The sequence below is a fragment of the Chitinophaga sp. 10T418 genome (genome assembly GCF_056394125.1).
This window is the reverse complement of the sequence record NZ_JBFTHG010000013.1, coordinates 18,728-39,947: the sequence shown is the minus strand read 5'-3', so window position 1 is coordinate 39,947 and position 21,220 is coordinate 18,728. Positions and strand designations below refer to the sequence as shown.

Below are 21,220 nucleotides of genomic sequence, written 5' to 3'. Positions count from 1 at the left end.
TATTTAAATTTCCAAAAATACTTACTGGGTCACATAAGTTTCTGTAAAAAACTTACGATACCCGGCCAGGTCTTTGGTACTATTCAGCAGGATAAAGTTATCTCTCGAAATAACGAAGAAATGGTATTCTGTAGGCCGGATCCGGGGAATGATGTTGGCAGGTGCCGCATCCCTGATTTCGTCAAAGTACTCCAGTGCCTTATCCTCATTGGGGAAAATCCTGAAAATGAGCATCACATCATTGGGAGTCAGCACAAAGCTGCCGACTTCAATTTTATCCGAGGCATGTTTAGCCGAATTATAGCGGGTAAACTGATTCAGCCCTTCATCCATGAGTTCTTTTGACACCCGGTCAAAGGACAGTACTACAAAGAATGGGTTATCAGCGTTTATTTTATAAGGTGTTACCGGTTTTACGGGGGCAATAGGCACAATAGGCGCGGGCAATGGCGTTACCATGCCTGCAGCTATTTTGGACGAATCTGCCCGCGTTTTGGCTACATTCAGTTTATCGGCCAGTACCGGCTGTGGATTTTGCCAAGGATAGCGCATGGTGATATTTTCATCCAGCAATTCTCCGTTCGCATCTTTCTTTCTTACCTCCAGTTTGGCCAGATAATCTGTAAGTTCTGCGCGGTGATCCAGCGCATCCATCAGGGCCTGGGCCTGCAAGCGGATAGGCTCATCGGCAGCGTATTTGGTTAATACGGCCTGTACGGCCTTACGTGACAGCTGCAGCGAGTCTGTTGCAAACGAGGTATCTGTTTTAACAATCAGCATGGCTTCCAGCAAATCGAACTTAGGTTTCAGGAAACTGAAGCCGAAAGAGCTGTCGGCCCGTTGTTTCATGGCCATGGCTCCTGCATAGTCACCATTCCGGAAAGCTGTATAGGCAGAATCGTAAGCTGCGCTGATCTGTTTCTTTTTGGCCACGTCTACATCGTTATTCAATCCACCGGAACGGATAATGTCTGCGAAGTTGGTATTACCATACTGGTTCAATACCATCGTTTTATACTGGTTAGCCTGCGCAGTATGATTCAGTTTACTATTCCATATATAGAGCGAATACAATACTTCCGGTTTGCGCGGATGATCCGGGAAAAGGAGCAGCAGCGAGTCATAGGTTTCTATGGCCAGCGGATAGTTCTCGAGTTTATCGTGATATAATTTACCTAAATCAAACCAGGCATCTTTTACCGCTTTTTCCGAAACCGCGAGTTTTTCCGGTGTCAGTGGCAGGCCGGCAGCCAGTAAGTCCACGCTTACACTATCCGGAGGCACGCCCTTGGTGGCAGCTTTTTTACTTTCTTCTGCTATTTCAATAGGTGCGTTGCTGTTAGCTGCATTCACTACACCGTTCTGGCTACGGCGCCAGTTATCGCCGGGTTGACGGCTACCCCATCTGCGTTTAAATTCTGAGTAGCCCGCAGATTTACTGCTGGCATTGTAAAAATACCAATCGCCTTTTTCTTCCTTAGGTCCATAAGCCCCACCACCTGTCATACCCATCGCGTTCACATCGAGTGGATTAGCAGCAGAAAGTGCATCTTTCTTTTTCTTGTCGGCTGCCTCATTTTTGAGTGTAGCCGCCATTTTCGAGAGGAGTATGTTACGATCGGAAGGCGACATGGCTGCAATTTTCTGCAGACTGTCTTCCCGGTGAATGATATCCAGTTTAGCCACTACATCTGACAGTACTTCTTTGCGGACATTTACGGTGGCCGCGTCCATGAAGTCTTTGTTCATGATGCCGGCGGTGCTGTCGTAATATTTTTTAGCGTCCGGATAATTACGCAGATCATAGTAAATATCCGCCATCCCTTTATAGGTGATGGTACGCTGCATGAGGTTATCGCTGGGTACTTTCAGTGATTGCTTCATATAGCCGATGGCTGCATCCGGATCTTTGGGATATACCAGGGTACCCATAGTATAGTAAATGCCATCACGGAACCTGGAGAAGCGTTGCTTTCTCAGCATGTGATGAAGGCCGGCAATGCTTTTAGCGATATCACCGGTCGTTTCAGCATTTGTTTTAGCGATTTGTAACCTGGCCTGGAAGTCCATCATCGGATCGGGTTTCATGCCAATCACATTGCGAAACTGTTCCAGGGCGGAATCCGGGCGGTGCTGCTGTACATAGAGCTGACCGAGGATATAGGACATCCTGGCCCTGGCTACCCGGTCGTGGCTTTTATCTATGGCCAGTTGCAGGGGCTCTATGGTTTCAGGATATCTTTTCTGTATATAATTGCTGTAGGCGCGTACTTCCGCCAGGCCGCCATCGAGGCGGTGCGGAAAATGCGGGTCGTTATTGAGTAAGTTGAGGAGGGCCTGTACCTCATCATATTCTTTTTGTTCGAGGAGGGTTCTGGCTCTCCAAAGGAAAGCATCATTACGGGCTTTCACATGTTTAAAGCGACCGAAGAAGCCCTTCCTCTTTTCGTTGGTGGCAATAGAGATCTGGTCATTTTCGCGGGCACCCACTACTGTTTTATATTCCGATTTCTGTTTGGGGGCGAAAGTGATATTGATATACTGGAATGTTTTATTGGCGTTTTCGAGGTCGCCTTCATAGAAGTAGGCGCGCCCCATAAGCAGGAAGCAGTCATCGATCCATTTGCCGCGGGGGTCATGGAGCTGAATACCCATAGAGGTTTTGTCTATTACGGAGTCGAGTTCTCCTTTGCTGAATCCCTGGCTTTGCAAACTATAAGGATAGAAAGGCAGCAGCATATTATAGTTATCCTGGCCATCGCGGTTAGCAGTTCTTACTACCCTGTCGAGTTTCTGTTTGGCGTGAAAATAATAGTTGAAGCGCGTGGCCATGTTCTGGAAGAACTTTCGTTTCCAGTTCCATTTCTTTTTTTCCAGCATTACTTCGGAGGGGGGGCGCCGGTCCTGTACACGAGGCTCCTTCGGTTTAAAAAGGGGCTTGGCAACAGGTCTGTGTTGCTGATTATCGGGGGCCTGGCTTTGGGAATTTGTTTGCTGCGGCTGCTTTTGAGGCTTGTTCTGTGCCCAGACCGCCGGTAAACCCAGGCAAAACGACAATATAAAAAATCCCAGATATTTAAGTAGCAGTTTGATGCAATTCATGGATGCCAGGGTGTATAGGCTAAATATATATAACTTACAGTTTGAAAAAATATTTTAAAGATAGGATAAAATAGTTGATTCACTGCTCCTCCCGCAGAAGTGTCTGCTACTTTTTTCTGGCGGCAGATATCTTTTAATCCGCTGGTTTTCAAATAAAAAATGTCATTTCTTCATAGAATCCTCAAAACACCCTTCCCTATTTTACAATAATGATTAACTTTAGCCCGCCTTAAAAGGAATAAATTTCTTTAAGTAGTACTACAAACATGGCCAAGAAGGGGAATAAAAACAACAGAAGAAGCCTGGAAAAACTAAGTCATAAGTACCGTTTGGTGATTATGAATGACGATACCTATGAAGAAGTAACATCGTTCAAACTCTCCCGGATGAGCGTATATATTGCTTTCAGCACCCTGTTTGTATTACTGGTAGCTATTACGGTAGCCACTGTGGTATTTACGCCTTTGCGTTATTATATACCCGGTTATGGAGATCTGAAACAACGTAAGGAATTTATCCATCTCAAAATGCGGGCGGACTCATTAGAAACAGCCATTAATGCCCGGGACCAGTATCTAAAGAATATTAAACAGGTGATCAACGGAGAATTTACCGGAAAACTCGATACCACCATGTTAAAAGTGCCAGCTGTAGATAACAGTACTTACTAATTTTTTATTATTTAAATATTAAAGTGAGCAATTTGACGTGAATGCGGCGTGAAATATCTAAATACATAAAGACCAAAATATTTACATATTTTATTTATATTACATCACTAAACTTGAAAAACCTGACTCCCTATGTTTAATAACAATCAGAAATCGAAAGGTGACAACAAATCCATGTTACCTACATCCACTGTTAACATTATTGGCAATGGCACGACTATCCAGGGTGATATTGTGTGTGAAGGCGACATCAGAATTGATGGCCAGGTAAATGGACTGGTATCTACCAAGGCGAAGATAGTGGTAGGTCCTGAGGGGGATATTGTTGGCGACCTGGTATGCCAGAGCGCAGATATCCTGGGGAAAGTAACCGGTATTATCAAGGTAGAAGAACTGTTGTTCCTGAAAGGCAATGCGTTGGTAAAGGGCGATGTTTACACTGCTCATTTTGAAATGGAGCCTTCTGCTAAGTTCAATGGCCGTTGCTACATGGACGATCAGCAGCCGGCAGATAATCAGAAACATGGAAAATCCGTCCTCCAGGAAGCCGAATAATCGTAATCCTTTATTACGCTACGCCGGGTTGGCCTTTCAAATGATGGCCACCTTAGGTTTGGGTGTGTTTGCAGGTTATAAACTTGACCAGCGGATCGGCTGGCGGTTCCCTGTATTCCTTATCATTTTTTCTTTAATTGCATTAGCCATACTTTTGTGGCAAATTATAAAAGACACCCGACGGCATGAGTGATAGATTTTTTATACGGTTATTCGCAGTTTTTGGAATTCTTAACGGACTCATTATTATATTCAAAGCACAGTTACTGGGCCTTGGTACACATACAAATGTGCTGATGACCGGCAACGTGATCATGGCAATTATATCCCTGGTGTCTTATCTGATGGGCCGCCAGGGACTCGCTTCCTCCAATCATCATGCATTTATCCGGGCTGTTTACGGCTCCACCCTTGCAAAACTCTTCCTTTGTGTAATAGGTATTGTTGTCTATGTGCTTATTTATAAGCCCAATGTCAGCAAGTTGACTATTTTCATGCTGTTGTTCCTGTACCTGGTGTATACTGTATTTGAAACACTCAGTCTTTTCCGGCTGACGAGGCTAAAAAAATAATCTATTTGAAAAAAGAGGCGCCCCTGAATGCTTTAGCGTCCTACTTACCCGAAGGCACCTTCGGCCAGGTAATGGATTTTCTAACCACCTACAAGGTACATCTGACCGTTACCCGTGAACGGTCCAGTATACTTGGCGACTACCGTCATCCTGATGGACAGGGTAAAGGGCACAGGATCAGCATTAATGGTTCCCTGAATAAATATGCCTTTCTGCTTACACTGCTGCATGAAATTGCACACCTGACCACCTTTAACAAATATGCCAACCGCGTGGCATCACATGGAAAGGAATGGAAACAGGAATTCACTTTTATATTGCATGGATTTGTAGGTAAAAGTCTACTACCACCGGATGTGGAACTGGCCGTGCGTCAAAGCATGACCAATCCTGCTGCCAGCTCCTGCGCAGATGAACATCTGATGCGCGTGCTGAAGAAGTATGATCAGCAGAAAGAAAATCACTTTTTTATAGAGCAGGTTCCTTTAAATGGTATGTTTAAAACCAAAGACGGGCGTATATTCCGACGGGGAGAAAAAATAAGAAAACGCTACCGCTGTGAAGAGGTAGCGTCTCACCGATGGTATCTTTTTAGTCCCGTATATGAGGTGGAACTCGTTGCCTAGCCCTTCTCCCCTACATAATGTAATACCGGGAAAGCCATTGCACGATCAATCAGTTGTATTTCCAGTTGCACAATACTGGCTTCTGAGGCAGCCTGTAACTTAGGCGCATCGTCTGTAGGCTTGTGATAATCGTCATGTCCGCCGGTATGGAAAAACATTACCGGAACACCATTTACATAAAAGTTATGATGATCAGATGCGCCTTTTCCAGCGGCATCTGTAAAGAATTTAATTCCTGGTTGCTGTACATCTTTGAAAATAGCCGGCCATTCTTCTGCGCTGCCATAGCCCCCTATACCAATACCTCTTTCCGGATTATAGCGGCCGATCATATCCATATTGAGCATGAAATGCATCTTATCCAGTGGCATCAACGGATGGGCAGTATAATGCTTAGAGCCCTGTAAGCCCAGTTCTTCTCCCCCAAATGCTATAAAAAGAAAATTAAATGGCTCCTTCCCTTTATTTTTCACATAATGACGCGCAAGTTCCAGCAAACCAGCTACACCGGAAGCATTATCGTCTGCCCCGTTATGGATGACTCCTATCGGGTACTTTCCGTCAAATAAAGCAGCAGTGCCCAGATGATCGTAGTGCGCACCGATGATAATCGTGCGTGCAGCACCATTATCCAGGAAACCAATGACATTGCGGCTCGGAATATCCTTATGCGCTTTTTTATCGAAGGTAAAATCCTGGAAATAGCTACTGCCATTTACGGTTTGCAGGCCCAGCTTCTTAAACTGTTTAGCCACATAGCGGCTGGCCTTCAGGCCGCCTTTTTCTGCGGTCCCCCTGCCTTTCAGCTTATCGGAAGCCAGATAATTAACGATACCCTGAATCCGGGCAGCATCAGGAATGGTATCCTGTGCGAGTGCGCCCGTGTAGATGCCTGCGGCGCACATGAATAATAACCAACTCTTCTTCATATCCGTTCAAAAATAGAGAAGGCTTCCTTAATGGGAAGCCTTCTGCTAAAAATTATGTTTGAATTGTTCAGATTGTATTAATCCTACTTTTTCTTTGGCTGTTGTTGCATTCCCTGCTGGCGCTTCTGCACTTCTTCCAGCTTCTCCTGCCATTTGGATTTGCTCTTCGGTTTCTTCTTGTTTTCCTGGATCTGTGCGTGGATTTTATCATGGTTAATGATAAACTTCTGAATAACAAACTGCAACAGGATACTGATCACGTTGGACAGAAAGTAGTAGAAGGTCAACGCCGCAGCCAGGCGGTTGAAGATACCCAATAACATGATAGGCATTACATATGGCATGTACTTCATTACCGGGTTACTTTGATCAGTCATTCCACGGTTGTAGAACGCCAGGATCAAGCTGGTAATGGTCATGAGGATGGTGAACAAACTCACGTGCCCACCATAGAAAGGAATGTCGAATGGCAGGTTCAGGATAGAGTCGTAAGTAGACAAATCCTTCGCCCACAGGAAGCTTTCCTGACGCAGCTCAATGGAAGATGGGAAGAAGCTGTACATCGCCACCAGGATAGGTAGCTGCAGTAACGCTGGTAAACATCCGCCTAATGGGTTTACACCGGCGCTCTTAAACAGTTTCATCTGCTCTACGCCAAAGCCTTGCTGATCATCACCAAATTTAGCTTTCAGTTCATCAATTTCTGGTTTCAGCACTTTCATTTTAGCCTGAGATACATAACTCTGGTAAGTGAAAGGCGCTATCAGCAAGCGGATGAAGAGGGTAAGCAGGATAATGATGATACCATAGTTACCTATAAATCCACTGAGGAAGTTAAACACCGGAATAATGATAAAGATGTTCACATACTTCACGAATGCGAAGATACCAGTGCCCAGCGGGATGATTTTCTGTAATCCAATATCAAATGATTTCAGTGTTTTATAATGGTTGGGACCATAATAAATTTCTATTGGGAAAGAGAAGTCATTTGCACGGTTATACGGAATCTGTATGGTGCTGAATGTCTGACCTACGATATTAGGGCTTTCAGGTACTTTGGTATTTACATCCGCGTTATTGAAAAGCGCTCCTTTAGCGATCAGGGTAGTATTAAAGAACTGTTGTTTTACGCTCACCCATTTGATTTTGTGATCCAGTTTTTCGTGGCTGGTACGGTTCAGGGTGAAGTAATCATGCTTGTCATTTTCCAGCATATAGTGCACCTGGTTGTTCAGGCGCTCGTTCTGCATATCATGTTCCTGTTTTTCGTCCTGGCTGTTCCATTGCAGGGTCAGGTAGTTCTGATTGCCCGGGAGCAGTCCCTGCATACCTACTGCATGAATGGTATAGTCTACCACGTAGCTGCCAGGTTTGAGGGCATAAATAAATTCCAGGTATGCGGCGGGGTTGCTGGTATTGAGGCGGTAAGCGATAGACTTTACGCCACCTGCCAGTTCCTGAGGTTGTCCGGCGGTAAAGAACAGATCAGCACTGTTCAGTACTTTGGTTAAACTGGCCGGCACTTCAACAGATAAACGATCGAATGAGCTTTGCAGCAGCATTAATGGAGCACCATCATACGTTTTGTATTGTTTCAGTTGTACACTTGCTGGTTGTCCTCCTTTATTGGAAAAGGTGATTTTCACCACATCGTTTTCCAATACGGTGTTTTGCACATTGCCGGTGGCGGCAGCGGCAAAAGTACCAAACTCTCCACTCAACAGTGCCTGATGAGCTGAGTCCAGCTGACCACCATTCGCAACAGCAGCAAGACTTGCTGTATCTGCAACCGGAGTAGTTTTAGGCTTGTTAAGTTCTGCTATGGAATCTTGCCTGGCTTTTTCCCTTGCGGCTCCTGCCTGTTGTTTCTGGTTGAAGAATATATATCCTACCAACAAAACGCCCAACAGTAAAAACCCAATGACCGAATTTCTATCCATGAAATGCAATTAAAATTTAGGCAGCAAAGGTAAGCATGATTTTATGAATTGACCATGCTTTTTAGGTGAAACCCCTGTTAATTGCGGTTAAAATAATAAATAAGTAAAGGAAATGCGTATATAATTGAGGATCAGAGCGAGTTTAGCTTTTAGCTTTTAGCAGTTAGCTTTTAGTAAAAATGCAGCGAAGATCATAGATAATATGTTCTTCGCTGCATTTTTACTAAAAGCTAACTGCTAAAAGCTAACTGCTATTTCACTATCGATTCTTCCAGTTTCGCTTTACCATTCTTGCTTTCAGCGTATTGCTTGGCAGCTTTGATAAAGGATACGAATACCGGCGCAGGGCTTTCCACGGTACTTTTCAGTTCCGGATGGAATTGAACACCTACAAAGAACGGATGTGATGGCAGCTCTATAATTTCAACGAGGCCACTTTCCGGGTTTTTACCGGAGAGTACCAGACCCGCTTCTTCAAAATCTTTGAGGAAGTCGTTATTAAACTCATAGCGGTGACGGTGTCTTTCGCTGATGGTGGTTTTGCCGTAGATTTCTTCCGCTTTGGTGCCAGGAGTAAGTTCGCAGCTATAAGCGCCCAAACGCATGGTACCACCTTTAGCAGTTACTTTCTTCTGTTCCTCCATGAGGTTGATTACCGGGTGAGCGGTATCAGGGTTCATTTCTACGGAATGTGCATCTTTCCAGCCAAGTACATTACGTGCGTATTCCACCACACTCATCTGCATACCCAAACAGATACCGAAGAAAGGCAGCTGATTTTCGCGGGCATACTGAATAGCTACTATTTTACCTTCAATACCACGGTGACCGAAGCCCGGAGCTACCAGGAGCCCATCAAGGTTTTTCAGTTTTTCGCATACATTTTCAGGTGTCAGGTGCTCAGAGTGGATGTTTTGTACAATTACCTTGCATTCGTTCAGGGAACCAGCATGAATAAAGGATTCCAGGATGGATTTGTAGGCATCCTGTAATTCCACATATTTACCGATCAGACCGATGGTCACTTTGGATTTAGGATATTTCAATTTATCCAGGAATTCGCGCCACTTAACGAGTTCAGGCTCTTTTTCTACAGGTAATCCCAGTCTTTTCAGCACAGAAACGTCCAGTTTCTCGCGCATCATTTCCAGGGGTACTTCGTAAATAGTAGGTACATCGTTGGCTTCAATCACCGCATCTACCTGTACATTACAGAAGAGGGCAATTTTCTTTTTCAGATCGCGGTACAGCGGTTCTTCTGTACGACAAACGATGATATCCGGATGTACGCCGTATTCGCTCAACAGGCGCACAGAGTGTTGCGTAGGTTTGGTTTTCAGCTCTTTAGCCGCACGCAGGTACGGAATGAGCGTGAGATGTACTACCAGGCAATCTTCTTCTCCCAGTTCCCATTGTAACTGACGAACTGCCTCAATGTAAGGGAGTGATTCGATATCACCCACGGTACCACCGAGTTCAGTTATCACGATATCGAATTTACCATCCTTGCCCAACAAGAGGATACGGCGTTTGATTTCGTCCGTGATATGAGGGATTACCTGTACGGTTTTACCGAGGTAGGCACCTTCTCTTTCCTTGTTGATAACAGTCTGATAAATACGGCCTGTAGTAACATTATTGGCCTGGGACGTAGGCGTATTCAGAAAACGCTCGTAGTGTCCGAGATCCAGATCGGTTTCTGCGCCATCCTCCGTTACATAACATTCACCATGTTCATAAGGGTTTAACGTACCCGGATCCACATTGATATATGGATCAAATTTCTGAATAGTCACTCTAAAGCCGCGTGCCTGCAATAATTTTGCAAGTGAAGCAGCTATAATTCCTTTACCCAAAGAAGATGTAACACCTCCTGTAACGAAGATATATTTTGCCATAAAAACTAAAATTCAGCTTAGAATACTTKACCTATAAACGGGGAAGTGCCGGACTGCATTTGGTGTAAAACCGATCAAGTAAACAACTTCCGAAGGTCATGCAAAGTTACACAAATTTGCTTCGCTCCCAAGTTTTTTAACCAATCGCTTTATTTGTTTGTTAATTTTTGGGAGAATATGTTCAGCTCTCATCACTTATCTACAGGGCGTTTTAAAGAATTTTCAAGTACGGGAAATTATTTGTTAAAAACCTTTATCCGGAACACTTACTCCCGGAAATGTCTACACAACTATAAATATATAAACAGTAAATTTGCGTCCGAAATACATAAAAGATGACTTTAACGCCAAAGAGAGCTCAAGACTCGCTGATACAGATGACCGAACTGGTTTTACCGAATGATACCAACACCTTCGGTAACCTGATGGGGGGTCGTTTGATGTACTGGATGGACATTGCAGCCGCACTGGCCTGCATGAAACACTGCAGTGCGCCCGTAGTAACTGCTTCTGTAGATAATATTTCCTTCGAAAATCCCATTAAACTGGGTAATGTGGTACATATTGAATCTAAAGTAAGCCGCGCCTTTAAAACTTCTATGGAAGTACATATGAGAGTATGGGGAGAAGACCCTGTGCAGCAATACCGCTATAAATCCAACGAAGCTTTCATGACATTTGTAGCCCTGGATCCTAATGGCAACTCCAGACCGGTTCCTGGCATTATTACAGATACAGAAGAAGAAAAAAAATTATATGAAGGTGCATTGCGTCGCCGTCAGCTCAGACTGATCCTTGGTGGCAAAATGAAACCGGAAGATGCAGATGAATTAAAAGCACTGTTCTTCGAGAAGATCTAGTTTTGTTGGGGATCGCCTTCGGCGATCCCCTTCTTACATTACATCTCTCCCTCCCACTCTTTATAAAACCGCTCCAGGAATAATTCCATAAAAGCATGTCTTTCTGCTGCCAGCTCTTTACCGGTAGCTGTGTTCATCCTGTCTTTCAACAGTAATAACTTTTCATAAAAATGTGTAATGGTGGGCGCCGTACTATTTTTATATTCTTCTTTCGTCATCTGCAGATTAGGCTGTACCGCCGGATCATAGATCAGCCTGTTTTTAAATCCACCATAATTAAATGCCCTGGCAATACCCATAGCGCCAATCGCATCCAGTCTGTCGGCATCCTGCACCACCCCTAATTCTGTTGAATAAAATTTCACCTCCTGGTTGCCGCCTTTGAAGGAAATGTGGCGGATAATATTTTCTACATGCGTTATAATATCCGCCGGCACCGCCAATGTTTGAAGGAATGCCACCGCTTTTGCTGGTCCTATGTTTTCGTCTCCGTTGTGAAATTTTGAATCGGCAATATCATGCAGCAGCGCACCCAGTTCCACTACCAGCGGATCTACAATTTCTTTTGCTGCAATATGCCTGGCCTGTTGCCATACCCGGTAAATATGCCACCAGTCGTGACCTCCTTCTGCCCCTGCTAATTCCTTCTTCACAAAATCTACGGTTGCTGTAATTATTTCCTGTTGATTACTCATAACTACAATGATATCCAATTTCCGCGATTTCATAAAAGCGAAAAAAAACAATATCATTACCTGACTTGTTAAAGGAAGTATGCTACAGATCAAGCGCATTTATGAAGATTATGCAGATACAGACGGCTACCGCATCCTGGTAGACCGGTTATGGCCCAGGGGTATATCTAAGGAGCGGGCGCATGTAGATGAATGGGCAAAAGAAATAGCGCCCAGCAACGAACTACGCAAATGGTTTCACCATGACCCAGCGGAGTTTGCTGAATTTAAAACAAGATATCGACATGAATTACAGGAGAAAAAAGAATTGTTGGCCGCTATTAAAAAGAGAGCGCAACATCAGCGGGTAACACTGTTATATGGGGCTAAAGACGAAACAAACAACCAGGCGCAGGTGCTGCTGGAATTACTTAAAAAATAATTATACACCTTCACTTTCGGGCTTTACCAGTACATCTGTAATACTGTTCAGCTTTCTCACTTTACTGGCAAAATCGCCGCTTAGTTTATCACGGATCTGTGATAATTTGTTCAGCACTTCATCCAGTGTATCCGGAATCGCTTCCTGTAATACCTGTTTGAGGCGTTTGGCGATGGTGGGTGATTTACCATTGGTAGAAATGGCAATCTTGAGATTTCCTTTTTTTACGATAGAACCCAGGTAAAAATCACAGAGTTCAGGGGTATCCGCCACATTGATCAGCACTTTGCTGCCTTTAGCTTTTTCCCATACATGATAATTAAAGGCTTTGTCGTTAGTAGCAGCTATTACCAGGTCTTTCCCCAGCAGGTCACCACAGGAAAACGATTTTTGAATCAGGGTAATATTGGGATACTGGTGCGTAATTGCTTCCAGTTCAGGCAAAAAATCCAATGACACAACTGTAATGGTTGCCTGGGGGCAATTTTCCAGCATGGCATTGGCTTTTTCCAGTCCGATATTACCACCGCCTACAACAAGTACATGCAGACGGTGCAATTTGAAAAACACCGGGAATAACTGATTTTCTTCCATTATACGGCAATTTTAAGTTCCTCTGAAACCTTGCTCTTTAAGGCCTGGAAGGCTTCGTGGAAACTTACCACTTCACCGATTACCAGTACCGCAGGGTTATGCAGATCATGCGTAGCGGCTATTTCCAGGAGATCTTCCACATTTCCCACACCCATTTTCTGGGTAGGTAAAGTACCATTCTGGATAATAGCAGCGGGAGTATGCCCCTTTCCTGCTGCGCTGTAGATCTGTGCAATTTCCGTCAGTTTGCTCATACCCATCAGGACAATTACGGTAGTATTGGCCCTGATAGCGTGATCCAGGTCACGGGATAAATTTCCGTTTTGCGTGTTACCGGTAATTACCCAGAAACCTTCACTTACATTGCGCGCTGTTACCGGAATTTTGTTAACACCAGGTACAGAGATCGCGCTGGAAATACCGGGTATTACTTCTGCAGTAATCCCAAACTGCTGAGCAAAGGCAATTTCTTCCTGGCCGCGGCCGAATACAAAGGAGTCCCCTCCTTTCAGGCGTACCACGCTACCATAAGTTAGTGCATATTTTACAATCATCCTGTTTATTTCATCCTGTGAGTAAACGTGCATACCTGCGCGTTTACCTACAAAGCGACGAAGGCAGTTAGCCGGCGCATGGTCCAGCAATTCGTTGCTGGACAATGCGTCATAAAGGATTACCCTGGCGTTCTGGATGGCCTTTAACCCCTTAACAGTGATCAATTCCGGATCTCCTGGGCCTGCACCTATCAATGTGAGTTTGGGTTGTATATTTTGCATGAGTTGGTCGTGTTTTGATGAATGAATAATTACGCCTGTACCAGTTCGCTGGCTTTTTGACGGTACACCTGTGCTGCGTTGTAAAAAGATTGCGCCTGATCGAAATAGGTTTTCGCAAAACTTTCTGTAGCCTCGTTGCTGTTGATTTGCAGCACCGTAGTTTTGAAATCAGGTTCAAAGCTGAATTTACCAGTAGCTACAAAGTGTTTATCGAAATCGTTGATGATACCAATTTGTGTATTACCACTTACCGCTTCACCCAGCAGCAGGGCTTTTGCTCCCTGCACGAAAGAAGAGTAAGCGTGGTAGATACCATCTGAGTAAGCACCTTTGATGATAGCAACGCTGCTCAGTTCCAGTTTTTCTTCGGCTTCCAGCAGCAGGGTAGCTACCAGGTCAATGATCACACCTGCACACTCTCCTACACCAATGGCTGTAGCATAATCCTGTGCCTGACCCCAATCCACGAAATCGCCGGCAGTGACAGAACTGAGGTCTGCCAATGGTTTCAACAGTTCATAGAAATATTTTTCTCCCTGACGATCGTAATATTCATTAAACAATTCATTTTCCAGTCCATTGATTTCGTAGTCGTGCAGCAGGCTGCGTAATACGTCCGGACCACGGCGGCTGGGCACTTTAATCACTTTATCTGCCACACGGCCAACGCCATCACCTACGATACCACCACCCAGGAGTACCTGCAGGGCTGGTAATACTTTACCGGCGGCTTTCATGGAACTGCCATGGAAACCGATGCTGGCAATACCGTGCTGACCGCAGGAGTTCATACATCCGCTGATCTTTATTTTGATGTCTTTATTATATACCAGGTCAGGGAATTCATCAGTAATTACGTTTTCCAATACTTTGGCAATACCGGTGCTGCTGGAAATACCCAGGTTGCAGGTATCGGTGCCGGGGCAGGCAGTAATGTCTGCGATACTGTCGAACCCTGGTTCTGCAAAACCTGCATCTTCCAGTACGCTGAAAACGTAAGGCAGATTTGCCGGCTGAATAAATTTCAGCAACAGTCCCTGGTTAGCAGTTACCCTTACATCGTCTGCAATTACCGGACGGAGTGCTTCAATCAGCTTGCGGCTGATAGCGGATCCGATATTACCCAGTGTAATTTTCACATACGCACCATAGTAACCTTTTTGTTTTTGTTCAAAGGTGTTAGTGGCTTTCCAGGCTTCATATTTTTTAGGATCTTTTATGCTGTAAGCAGGTACAGGAACGGGTGCCGGAGGAGTAGTAGCTACCCATGCATCGGCATCTACCGGTACACTTTTTACCTTCACTGCTTTATATTCTTCTTTAATGAGACGTTCAAATTCTTCCATTCCTATCTTCTGGATGAGGAATTTCATGCGGGCTTTATTCCTGCTGGTTCTTTCCCCGTAGCGGTCAAATACGCGCAGTACATTTTCGATATAAGGAATGAGCAGATCTGTTTCGAGGAACTCGTATACGGTTTTAGCGAGGAAGGGTTGTGCGCCCAAACCGCCGCCTACCAGTACTTTGAAGCCACGCACTTCTTTGCCGTCTATAATTTTTATTTTAGGGATCATGCCGAAATCGTGCATAAACGACCAGGCAGTATCTTTTTCAGAGGAAGAAAAAGAGATCTTTATTTTACGTCCCATTTCCTGACTTACCGGGTTGCGGAGAAAGTAGCGGAAAGTAGCATCTGCGTAAGGCGTTACATCAAATGGTTCTTCCGGATCAATACCGGCGCGGTCTGAAGCGGTTACGTTACGTACGGTATTACCACAGGCTTCGCGGATGGTGATATCATCCAGCTCCAGTTTAGACCACATTTCGGGTGTTCTTTCCAGGCTTACGTAGTGAATCTGAACATCCTGGCGGGTAGTCAGGTGCAGATTACTGGTAGCATATTCATCAGAAATTTCAGTGATGCGGTTCCATTGTTGCAGGGTCATTTTACCGTATGGTAATTTGATGCGCACCATTTGTACACCAGGCTGACGCTGACCATACACCCCTCTTGCCAAACGGAGGCTACGGAATTTTTCATCCGAAATGGCGCCTTCGCGGAACAGGCGAATCTTCTTCTCCAGGTCTATAATATCTTGTTCTACTATCGGATTTTCTAGTTCTGTTCTGAAGCTTTGCATAAAATGTATTTTCAGGTGGTGGTAAAAGCAATTTTTGTTCTTCTGGTTGGGGATGTTGGTCGTTTTCCCTTAAAATCAAAAGCCCCCGGATATTTGCGGAGGCCTCGTATAATGATGATTTACAGTAAACTGATCACTGGTATTCTTTATTACACGCGCCTCGCAGGTGTTGTATTACAACAACTATTACTGCGACACATTTTCAATTCATTACCCATATTCCCTATAATTTTAGTAGAGTAATACAAAGATAGAAATGCAGCCCGTCTTTCCAAAACTTTTTTAGGAATATAATAAGGCCCCCAAAAGGGGGAAATTGGCGGGTGGTGCGGTGCCGCATGGAAAAATTGATGGAAACAGGCTACTGCAAAGAGATTAGCAGGTGCGGGACTGCAAAAAGATGCAGTGGGGTGATAACCAAATTTTATCCGGTATAACTTTTTGTTATAGGAGATCAGGATGATGAGCCCCATTTCGGGTGGGCAGAGCCTGACTTCTCCCCTTTCCGGCATTGGCCAGCCAGGGGATAAATGCAAATTGAAGCGCCTTACTTACTGCCATCTCCCCGCATAACTTCTTATCTTTGCCGCGCATAAAAGATGGATGTATATGATAGATACGGTAATATTTGATATGGATGGCCTGCTGATAGACTCAGAACCTTTGTGGGGTATTGCTTTACGGGAAGTATTTGCCACGGTAGGTGTTCAGCTTTCTCCTGAGCTGACGCATTTAACCACCGGGCTGCGGACCAAGGAAGTGGTGAGTTACTGGCATAACTATTATAAGTGGGAAGGAAAAGGTGCAGAACAGGTAGTGAATGAAATTATTGACAGTGTGATTGCGAAGATCATCGCCGAAGGTGCGGCTATGGAAGGTTTGCACTATATCCTTCAGTATTTTAAGGAGAAGGAATTCAAAATAGGGCTGGCTTCCTCTTCGCCCCTGCGCCTGATCAATGCGGTACTGGAACATTTGCAGATCAAAGACGCTTTCCAGGCAGTGTATTCCGCAGAATTTGAAGACTATGGCAAACCGCATCCGGCAGTGTACCTGGCCTGTGCCAAAGCGTTGAGCAGTGATCCACTGGACTGTATTGCTTTTGAAGATTCGGTGACTGGTATGACAGCGGCCAAGGCAGCACGTATGGCTACGGTGGTGGTGCCCGAAGCTCATAACAGAAAAGATCCGCGCTATGCGCTGGCTAACTTGCAGCTCAACAGTCTTCTTGAATTTAATGATGCACGGTTAGCATTATTGATGAAATAGACAATAAAAAAGTTTTTGGAAGATGGTATTTTGTTGGTCATCTTTATGAGATAAAAACCACCACATACCATCTTCCAATTAACATCATGAAAATAGTAGACCTATCTAAAACCATCTCCTACAACAAACAGGATCCCTGGTTTATGCGGATCAAAATAAAGCACAAAACGCATAAACAAAGTAGGGGGTTGATCCGCTTTTTTATTGGACTGCCTGCAAAACTCTTCCCCAAAGGATTTGAAGGCTGGGCCGATGATAAAATTCTCAGCATGGGCGTACATGCAGCCACTCACATAGATGCTCCCTGGCACTACGGACCAACCGTTAATGGCGAACCGGCAAAAACAATTGATGAGATACCACTTGAATGGTGTTATGGTTCTGGCGTTGTGCTGAACATGACTCATAAAGCCGATTTAGAGGAAATAACGGTAGCGGATATACGTGCGGATCTTGAAAAAAGCGGTGCGGTGATTTCACCAGGTACGATTGTTTTGATTTATACTGGTCGTGATAAATATATTGGCACCCGGGAGTACCCGATGCGTGGCACGGGTATGAGTGCCGCCGCCACACACTGGCTGATTGACCAGGGCGTAAAAGTGATGGGAATTGATCAATGGGGCTTTGATCTGCCGCTGAAATACATGGCGGAGCAGGCGAAGGCGCAGAAAAAGGATGATTACTTCTGGCAGGCACACCTGGTGGGTCAGCAAAAGGAATATTGTCATATGGAGCAGTTGGTAAACCTGGGGGCGTTGCCTGCTTCCGGATTTAAGGTGAGTGTGTTTCCATTGAAGATAAAAGGCGCCAGTGCCGCACCGGCACGGGTGGTCGCGATATTTGAATAAGCAGAAAGCAAAAAGCTATTGAAGCGAATGAAAAAGCGGAATAATATTCGTCTTGATMATTCGCTTCAATAGCTTTCTGCTTTTTGCTCAAAAAAAAATCCCGCTCTGATGTTACTCAGAGCGGGATTTATTATTTAATGAAACCGGATCTTATTGCGCGCTTTTTTCTTCGCCGCCTTCAGATTGTTTCAGTTTTTCTCTCAGTTCAGCTAAAKCACCCAGATCACCTAAAGTAGCTTTTTCTACTTTACCCTGGATGTTTTTCACTGCTTTACGGGTTTTGTCCGCTTCGTCTCTCTTCTCTTTCACTACAGCCTGTTTTTCTTCAGCCTGTGCTTTTTCCCAAACTCTGGTATGAGAAACCAGGATACGTTTTTCGCTGCGATCGAATTCGATAATCATGAATTCTTTCACGTCTTCAACGTTGATTGGTTTTTCATCTTCAGTTCTCAGGTGGCGAGCAGGAGCGTAAGCTTCCAGACCGTACTGCAGTTGAACAGTAGCACCCTTGTCATCTTTCTTCACAACAGTACCTTCGTGTACAGAGTTGATTGGGAAGATAGTTTCGAAGGTGTTCCATGGATCTTCTTCGATCTGTTTGTGACCGAGGCTCAGTTTGCGGTTGTCTTTATCAATACCCAGGATTACTACATCTATTTCGCTACCTACTTTAGTGTATTCGGATGGGTGATTGAAACGTTTGATCCAGCTCAGGTCAGAGATGTGAATCATACCACCGATACCGGTTTCCAGTTCAACGAATACGCCATAAGGAGTGATGTTTTTCACGATTCCTTTGTGACGGCTTTCAACTGGGAATTTAGTTTCGATAGTAGACCAAGGATCTTCTGTCAGTTGTTTGATAGACAGGCTCATTTTGCGCTCGTCTTTGCTCAGGGTAACTACCACTGCTTCGTATTCTTCTCCTAATTTGAAGAATTCTTTAGCGTTGATAGGGGTAGAAGCCCAGGAGATTTCAGAAACGTGAACCAGACCTTCAACACCTGGCATGATTTCCAGGAATGCACCGTAATCTTCGATGTTTACAACTTTACCTTTTACTTTAGCACCTTCGGTGATAGTAGCTGGTAAAGTATCCCATGGATGCGGAGTCAGTTGTTTGTAGCCCAGGCTTATGCGACGTTTTTCGTCATCGAAGTCAAGCACAACAACGTTGATTTTCTGATCCATCTGCAGTACTTCGCTCGGATGGGAGATACGGCCCCAGCTGATATCTGTGATATACAGTAAGCCGTCCAGACCACCCAGGTCGATGAATGCACCGAAGTCGGTGATATTTTTGATAGTACCTTCCAGCACCTGGCCTTTCTCCAGTTTGCTGATGATATCCACTCTCTGTTGTTCGATATCGCTTTCGATGAGCGCTTTGTGGGAAACAACGGCGTTGCGGATGGTTTCGTTTACTTTCACCACCTTGAACTCCATAGTTTTGCCTACAAACTGGTCGTAATCTGTAACTGGTTTCACATCGATCTGTGAACCTGGTAAGAATGTTTCCATACCATACACGTCTACGATCAAGCCGCCTTTGGTTTTGCTGGTAACGGTACCAGTAACCACTTCGCCTGTTTTGTAAACTTCCACGATTTTTTCCCATGCACGTTTCTGGCGAGCCTGTTTACGGCTCAGGTGCAGGTTACCATCGCGGTCTTCTTTTTCTACTACCAGCACTTCCACTTCATCACCGATCTTCAGACCTTGTAAATCACGGAATTCATTCAGAGAAATCAAACCATCAGATTTGAAACCGATGTTGATAACTACGTCTGTGTTGGTTAAACCTACAACAGTACCTGTCAACAGGCTGTTTTCTTCAAACACTTTGAAAGTGCTGTCATAAGTCAGGTCGTACTTTTCTTTTTCTTCTTTGCTGTAAGAAGAAACGTTACGTTTGTCAACGCTCCAGTCGAAATCGTCATGTGCGGTTTCAACTACAGCTACAGGAGCCTTTGGTGTCGCTGTTTCAACCGCAACTGCTTGCGGAGCCTGTTGTTCAGCGTTTTGTTCGTTAGGAATGATGTTTTCGCTCATAAAAAATTTAAAATTTAATCCGGAATACCCGGACTCCCTGTTTTATGGGACGGCAAAAATACGAAAAAATACCTGTTTATCCACATTTTTATTGAAGAAAAACGCTATCCGCTGTCGTATTGGGCGCAGTTTTCAGATATTTTTTAAATGTATTATTAATATTTATACTACAATAAAAAATTAAACTGTGTAATCAGGCATTTTTTTTGACGTAAAAGCAACCAGAAGACAGATTTATTGTTGATATACCAGGAAGAGCGAGCTGTCATTTATTTGCAGTAAACAGGCTTATTTTTCCTTCATTCAAAATGTTAATTACTATTATTTAATCCCGGATTTTATTTTAATTTGTGTATATGAACGGGACCTCTTTTCAATCGGACATTCGCTATTGGCTCAGGCAAGGTAATACAGTGAACTATTTGTTATTCTGGAACATTGTTGTTTTTCTGGGGATCAATATTCTACGTCTTATTGCTTTTCTGACCAAACAACCCGCTCCTTATATATGGACATTTGATCAGCTGGCCATGCATGTGCCGCTGAGTGCCTTTATATTAAAGCCATGGGGGCTGATCACCTATATGTTTACACACGAGGAAATATTTCACGTGTTGTTTAATATGATCAATCTTTACTGGTTCGGTAACCTTTTCCGTGATTTCCTGGGTAATAAGCGAGTGCTCCCCTTATATCTGCTCGGCGGTATTGCCGGCGGCCTGCTGTACCTGTTGAGCAGCGCTTTGTTTCCCGCTTATATGGGTAGTACGATGGTGGGTGCTTCAGCAGCGATCATGTGTATCCTGGTGGCCGCAGCCACGCTGATGCCCAACTATGAAATAGGGCTGATGTTCCTCGGCAGCGTAAAACTGAAGTGGCTGGCACTGGCACTGGTGGTACTGGGCTTGATTTCTATCCCTAATGGTAACATAGGAGGACTGATTTCACATATGGGCGGCTCCCTGCTGGGTTTCTTCTATGTCCGCATCTTACAGGCCGGTACTGATATCTGCCGACCGCTGATATGGCTGTTTGATGCCAATACCAGACGGGAAAGCCGGCAGCTGACCCGTAAATTCAAACCCAAAAAATCACCGCTGAAAGTAGTGAAGAAAACGGACGACAACAGCCAGTCCAGGCTGGATCAGCTATTGGATAAAATCAACGAAAAAGGCTATCAAAGCCTCAGTGCAGAAGAAAAAGCCTGGTTAGACAAAGTGAGCAAAGAAAACTGATTAACTTTGTCCTTCAATTTTCCGCCATTT

General features: G+C 44.5%; 19 protein-coding genes. 10 read left to right on the top strand and 9 right to left on the bottom strand.

Annotated features, from left to right (window positions below; genetic code table 11):
* Nucleotides 1-21: 21 nt before the first annotated feature.
* Nucleotides 22-3,102, bottom strand: a complete 3,081-nt coding sequence (gene porW, locus AC1DCV_RS29245; RefSeq protein WP_477026493.1) for a type IX secretion system periplasmic lipoprotein PorW/SprE — start codon at nucleotides 3,100-3,102, stop codon at nucleotides 22-24.
* Nucleotides 3,103-3,368: 266 nt separating this feature from the next.
* On the opposite strand from porW, the gene AC1DCV_RS29240 reads away from it, so the two are divergent.
* The 5 genes from AC1DCV_RS29240 (at nucleotide 3,369) to AC1DCV_RS29220 (ending at nucleotide 5,526) form a co-directional block, all read left to right on the top strand.
* A complete protein-coding gene (locus tag AC1DCV_RS29240; RefSeq protein WP_441577427.1) occupies nucleotides 3,369-3,773 on the top strand; it encodes a hypothetical protein in 405 nt (134 codons plus the stop codon).
* 132 nt (nucleotides 3,774-3,905) lie between these two features.
* Nucleotides 3,906-4,328, top strand: a complete 423-nt coding sequence (locus AC1DCV_RS29235; protein WP_441577428.1) for a bactofilin family protein — start codon at nucleotides 3,906-3,908, stop codon at nucleotides 4,326-4,328.
* Entirely contained in the window at nucleotides 4,249-4,521 is a 273-nt protein-coding gene (locus tag AC1DCV_RS29230) for an AtpZ/AtpI family protein (protein ID WP_477026492.1), read from the top strand. The genes AC1DCV_RS29235 and AC1DCV_RS29230 overlap by 80 nt, the downstream gene beginning before the upstream one ends.
* Nucleotides 4,514-4,900: a hypothetical protein gene (locus AC1DCV_RS29225; protein WP_477026491.1), complete on the top strand. Its 387-nt coding sequence runs from the start codon at nucleotides 4,514-4,516 to the stop codon at nucleotides 4,898-4,900. The genes AC1DCV_RS29230 and AC1DCV_RS29225 overlap by 8 nt, the downstream gene beginning before the upstream one ends.
* Nucleotides 4,901-4,905: 5 nt before the next feature.
* On the top strand, nucleotides 4,906-5,526 hold the full coding sequence (locus tag AC1DCV_RS29220) for a SprT-like domain-containing protein (protein ID WP_477026490.1): 621 nt from the start codon (nucleotides 4,906-4,908) through the stop codon (nucleotides 5,524-5,526).
* On the opposite strand, the gene AC1DCV_RS29215 is transcribed toward AC1DCV_RS29220, so the two are convergent.
* The 3 genes from AC1DCV_RS29215 to AC1DCV_RS29205 all read right to left on the bottom strand — a co-directional run bounded on the left by AC1DCV_RS29215 (nucleotide 5,523) and on the right by AC1DCV_RS29205 (nucleotide 10,296).
* Nucleotides 5,523-6,455 carry a M20/M25/M40 family metallo-hydrolase gene (locus AC1DCV_RS29215; RefSeq protein WP_477026489.1) on the bottom strand — a complete coding sequence of 311 codons (933 nt, stop codon included), beginning with the start codon at nucleotides 6,453-6,455 and terminating at the stop codon, nucleotides 5,523-5,525. The genes AC1DCV_RS29220 and AC1DCV_RS29215 overlap by 4 nt on opposite strands.
* A gap of 83 nt (nucleotides 6,456-6,538) precedes the next feature.
* Nucleotides 6,539-8,398, bottom strand: coding sequence for a membrane protein insertase YidC (yidC, locus tag AC1DCV_RS29210; protein WP_441577433.1), 1,860 nt, complete (start codon nucleotides 8,396-8,398; stop codon nucleotides 6,539-6,541).
* A 251-nt stretch (nucleotides 8,399-8,649) separates the two neighbouring features.
* Nucleotides 8,650-10,296, bottom strand: coding sequence for a CTP synthase (locus AC1DCV_RS29205; protein ID WP_441577434.1), 1,647 nt, complete (start codon nucleotides 10,294-10,296; stop codon nucleotides 8,650-8,652).
* 335 nt (nucleotides 10,297-10,631) lie between these two features.
* On the opposite strand from AC1DCV_RS29205, the gene AC1DCV_RS29200 reads away from it, so the two are divergent.
* The gene (locus AC1DCV_RS29200) at nucleotides 10,632-11,156 is read left to right on the top strand and encodes an acyl-CoA thioesterase (protein WP_441577435.1); all 525 of its coding nucleotides are present in this window, start codon (nucleotides 10,632-10,634) and stop codon (nucleotides 11,154-11,156) included.
* A gap of 38 nt (nucleotides 11,157-11,194) precedes the next feature.
* Here the strand turns inward: AC1DCV_RS29200 and AC1DCV_RS29195 are convergent, their stop codons facing one another.
* Entirely contained in the window at nucleotides 11,195-11,851 is a 657-nt protein-coding gene (locus tag AC1DCV_RS29195; RefSeq protein ID WP_477026488.1) for an HD domain-containing protein, read from the bottom strand.
* A gap of 79 nt (nucleotides 11,852-11,930) precedes the next feature.
* Here AC1DCV_RS29195 and AC1DCV_RS29190 point away from each other — a divergent pair, with 79 nt between their 5' ends.
* Nucleotides 11,931-12,272 carry a DUF488 domain-containing protein gene (locus AC1DCV_RS29190; protein ID WP_477026487.1) on the top strand — a complete coding sequence of 114 codons (342 nt, stop codon included), beginning with the start codon at nucleotides 11,931-11,933 and terminating at the stop codon, nucleotides 12,270-12,272.
* Here the strand turns inward: AC1DCV_RS29190 and AC1DCV_RS29185 are convergent, their stop codons facing one another.
* From AC1DCV_RS29185 to AC1DCV_RS29175, 3 genes are read right to left on the bottom strand one after another with little or no spacing between them, the layout of a single operon-like run.
* The gene (locus AC1DCV_RS29185) at nucleotides 12,273-12,866 is read right to left on the bottom strand and encodes a precorrin-2 dehydrogenase/sirohydrochlorin ferrochelatase family protein (protein ID WP_441577438.1); all 594 of its coding nucleotides are present in this window, start codon (nucleotides 12,864-12,866) and stop codon (nucleotides 12,273-12,275) included. It abuts the gene before it with no gap.
* A complete protein-coding gene (gene cobA, locus AC1DCV_RS29180; RefSeq protein ID WP_477026486.1) occupies nucleotides 12,866-13,642 on the bottom strand; it encodes a uroporphyrinogen-III C-methyltransferase in 777 nt (258 codons plus the stop codon). Before cobA ends, AC1DCV_RS29185 begins: the two co-directional genes overlap by 1 nt.
* 29 nt (nucleotides 13,643-13,671) lie before the next feature.
* A complete protein-coding gene (locus AC1DCV_RS29175) occupies nucleotides 13,672-15,783 on the bottom strand; it encodes a nitrite reductase (protein WP_477026485.1) in 2,112 nt (703 codons plus the stop codon).
* 609 nt (nucleotides 15,784-16,392) lie between these two features.
* Here AC1DCV_RS29175 and hxpB point away from each other — a divergent pair.
* Together hxpB and AC1DCV_RS29165 are read left to right on the top strand one after the other, a co-directional pair.
* Nucleotides 16,393-17,052, top strand: a complete 660-nt coding sequence (gene hxpB, locus AC1DCV_RS29170) for a hexitol phosphatase HxpB (RefSeq protein WP_477026484.1) — start codon at nucleotides 16,393-16,395, stop codon at nucleotides 17,050-17,052.
* A gap of 86 nt (nucleotides 17,053-17,138) precedes the next feature.
* Nucleotides 17,139-17,903: a cyclase family protein gene (locus AC1DCV_RS29165; RefSeq protein WP_477026483.1), complete on the top strand. Its 765-nt coding sequence runs from the start codon at nucleotides 17,139-17,141 to the stop codon at nucleotides 17,901-17,903.
* Between the two features lie 150 nt (nucleotides 17,904-18,053).
* Here the strand turns inward: AC1DCV_RS29165 and rpsA are convergent, their stop codons facing one another.
* Complete coding sequence (rpsA, locus tag AC1DCV_RS29160) at nucleotides 18,054-19,955, bottom strand: 30S ribosomal protein S1 (protein WP_477026482.1); 1,902 nt, start codon at nucleotides 19,953-19,955, stop codon at nucleotides 18,054-18,056.
* Between the two features lie 356 nt (nucleotides 19,956-20,311).
* Between rpsA and AC1DCV_RS29155 the strand changes: the two genes are divergently transcribed.
* Entirely contained in the window at nucleotides 20,312-21,190 is an 879-nt protein-coding gene (locus AC1DCV_RS29155) for a rhomboid family intramembrane serine protease (RefSeq protein WP_477026481.1), read from the top strand.
* The last annotated feature ends 30 nt before the right edge of the window (nucleotides 21,191-21,220 follow it).

Bases quoted from the DNA above. Each gene is read 5' to 3' on its own strand.
- AC1DCV_RS29200 (WP_441577435.1), top strand. From the start codon at position 10,632: ATGACTTTAACGCCAAAGAGAGCTCAAGACTCGCTGATACAGATGACC.
- AC1DCV_RS29225 (WP_477026491.1), top strand. From the start codon at position 4,514: ATGAGTGATAGATTTTTTATACGGTTATTCGCAGTTTTTGGAATTCTT.
- AC1DCV_RS29230 (WP_477026492.1), top strand. From the start codon at position 4,249: ATGGCCGTTGCTACATGGACGATCAGCAGCCGGCAGATAATCAGAAAC.
- AC1DCV_RS29165 (WP_477026483.1), top strand. From the start codon at position 17,139: ATGAAAATAGTAGACCTATCTAAAACCATCTCCTACAACAAACAGGAT.
- cobA (WP_477026486.1), bottom strand. From the start codon at position 13,642: ATGCAAAATATACAACCCAAACTCACATTGATAGGTGCAGGCCCAGGA.
- AC1DCV_RS29215 (WP_477026489.1), bottom strand. From the start codon at position 6,455: ATGAAGAAGAGTTGGTTATTATTCATGTGCGCCGCAGGCATCTACACG.
- AC1DCV_RS29190 (WP_477026487.1), top strand. From the start codon at position 11,931: ATGCTACAGATCAAGCGCATTTATGAAGATTATGCAGATACAGACGGC.
- porW (WP_477026493.1), bottom strand. From the start codon at position 3,102: ATGAATTGCATCAAACTGCTACTTAAATATCTGGGATTTTTTATATTG.
- AC1DCV_RS29185 (WP_441577438.1), bottom strand. From the start codon at position 12,866: ATGGAAGAAAATCAGTTATTCCCGGTGTTTTTCAAATTGCACCGTCTG.
- hxpB (WP_477026484.1), top strand. From the start codon at position 16,393: ATGATAGATACGGTAATATTTGATATGGATGGCCTGCTGATAGACTCA.
- AC1DCV_RS29195 (WP_477026488.1), bottom strand. From the start codon at position 11,851: ATGAGTAATCAACAGGAAATAATTACAGCAACCGTAGATTTTGTGAAG.
- AC1DCV_RS29240 (WP_441577427.1), top strand. From the start codon at position 3,369: ATGGCCAAGAAGGGGAATAAAAACAACAGAAGAAGCCTGGAAAAACTA.
- AC1DCV_RS29155 (WP_477026481.1), top strand. From the start codon at position 20,312: ATGAACGGGACCTCTTTTCAATCGGACATTCGCTATTGGCTCAGGCAA.
- yidC (WP_441577433.1), bottom strand. From the start codon at position 8,398: ATGGATAGAAATTCGGTCATTGGGTTTTTACTGTTGGGCGTTTTGTTG.
- AC1DCV_RS29235 (WP_441577428.1), top strand. From the start codon at position 3,906: ATGTTTAATAACAATCAGAAATCGAAAGGTGACAACAAATCCATGTTA.
- AC1DCV_RS29205 (WP_441577434.1), bottom strand. From the start codon at position 10,296: ATGGCAAAATATATCTTCGTTACAGGAGGTGTTACATCTTCTTTGGGT.
- AC1DCV_RS29175 (WP_477026485.1), bottom strand. From the start codon at position 15,783: ATGCAAAGCTTCAGAACAGAACTAGAAAATCCGATAGTAGAACAAGAT.